Source organism: Calothrix sp. FACHB-168 (assembly GCF_963889195.1).
GTDB classification, from domain to species: domain Bacteria; phylum Cyanobacteriota; class Cyanobacteriia; order Cyanobacteriales; family Nostocaceae; genus Aulosira; species Aulosira anomala_A.
This window is the reverse complement of sequence record NZ_CAWPNJ010000007.1, coordinates 1-1,799: the sequence shown is the minus strand read 5'-3', so window position 1 is coordinate 1,799 and position 1,799 is coordinate 1. Positions and strand designations below refer to the sequence as shown.

1 protein-coding gene, 1 rRNA gene and 2 pseudogenes are annotated in these 1,799 nt (G+C 35.4%); 2 read left to right on the top strand and 2 right to left on the bottom strand.

Going from position 1 to position 1,799, the window contains the following annotated elements:
* Positions 1–363, top strand: a 363-nt coding sequence (locus AACW45_RS03910; protein ID WP_190638285.1) for a transposase, incomplete at its 5' end; no start/stop codon positions are given.
* 33 nt (positions 364–396) lie between these two features.
* Here AACW45_RS03910 and AACW45_RS03905 read toward each other — a convergent pair.
* Positions 397–1,166 (bottom strand): annotated as a pseudogene (locus AACW45_RS03905) (IS1634 family transposase); the annotation flags it as partial.
* Positions 1,167–1,409: 243 nt separating this feature from the next.
* On the opposite strand from AACW45_RS03905, the pseudogene AACW45_RS03900 reads away from it, so the two are divergent.
* Positions 1,410–1,550 (top strand): annotated as a pseudogene (locus AACW45_RS03900) (uracil-DNA glycosylase); the annotation flags it as partial.
* Between the two features lie 150 nt (positions 1,551–1,700).
* Here the strand turns inward: AACW45_RS03900 and rrf are convergent.
* A 5S ribosomal RNA gene (gene rrf, locus AACW45_RS38370) occupies positions 1,701–1,799 on the bottom strand; the annotation flags it as partial.

The window sequence follows — 1,799 nt, the reverse complement described above, 5'->3', positions numbered from 1 at the left end:
GTATGGGTGAGCGTGTTCGCGTTAGCGTCCCGCAGGGAAGGAGGTAAACAAGTACTCAAAAAGGTTAAACAAATGGAACCTTCTGTATCGCGACTACATACAATATGGGTAGATGCTGGTTTTGACGGTAACCCATTCATGCAGTGGGTAATGGATTTCTGCCGTTGGATTATACAGGTAGTTATACGACCAAAAGAAAGCAAGAAGTTTGTATTGTTACCCAAACGCTGGGTAGTCGAGCGAACTTTGGGTTGGCTAACTTGGTGTCGGAGATTGAACAAAGACTACGAGCTATTACCTGAAACCGCAGAGACATTTATCTACATTGCCATGATTCGGATTATGGTTAGGCGATTGGCATAAAATCTTACCTTCAAGAACTTTTCAAACATCCTCTAAGTCTCGTGCTTTTTTTATGGTCATTGGCACTCTACTTATCCATTTTAAATGTGCAATTAAATTGAGATTTTCCTGACTATATAATGCACTATCACAGACCATAATACTATCGAAATATATTTGCTTTTTAAACTCTACTAGAATTTTCCCAAATACAGCTTTGTCCGCTTCATTTCCATCTCCCACTCTCATTAATAATGGGATGTCTCCATCACTACTAGTTATTAAATCTAAAACACATTGTTTCAAATCTGGTCTATGGTCACGAGAATATCCTTTAGTGATAATTAGTTGGTCTTTCCCTGGTTATTTTACGATTCTTTTTCCTGATGCTCTTCACTGTTATATTCTCCATGCATATGAAATGATGTTGCATCCAAATGTGAGTATTTCACAGCTATCTTAAATTTTTTAATTACTGATAATACAATTTCTATAAACAGATTATTCAATCCACTTTTATATAACTTATCCATAACTCTGCCAATTTTATCGTCATTGATGTAATCAGCTTTTACATCTTCTCCCAATAATATTTCGATAGCTTTGTCATCAAAAAACTGACTAAATAAATACAAAGGTCTTGAGACAAATCCTAATCCATTGATTAAAATTGCTTTCACCAGTGTTCCTGCTGTTATTTTTTCACGAGGGTCTATTCCTAATTGGGAATTAATTATTTCAACTATTCCTATTTCATCAATTAACCCAGCTACTATTCCTAAATGGTCAATATTTTTAATTTGAGCATTTTCGATTGGAGACATTTTTTACCCTCAAATGTTTTTGAGTTTATATGAATTGTCTCACTTGGATTGAACCAATGTCTATTTAGTTTTAGACAAAGCTTGAAATCAATTTCTTCTCAGCAATGCCAGCCTCACCGTCTTCGTCACACAGGTTTATTTATGTGGATTTACTGAACATTTATATGTTTTATTATTTACTTGTGTTCGGAAAACATTACTTAGGCTTTTATACTACATTTTGAAGTGCGGAATGTGGGTAAACATGCCGTAATTAAATCAGCACATCCTTCACAACTTTCTGCACGTAATGGCTTTTTTGGTAGCAAACCCTTCTCAGCTATCAATTCAGCACTGCATTCCTTTGGCAAACCACAAATTGATTGGCAACTTCCATATCTATAATAATTTTGCCCTTAATAAAAAACAGCAATTATCTTAAATAAAGATAATTGCTATCATTCAATTCCTATTCAAATTCTAAAAATAGAAAACCTAGAAAAACCATTTTTATTCTTTCTAGGTGAATAATCTATTCGATTCGATAAAAAAGAGACCTGGCATCGAGCTATTGTAGCAGGAGGCAACCCTCAAACTATCGTCGCCGCAGCAGCGTTTCACCTCTGAGTTCGGGATGGGGTCAGAGTGGTTCCA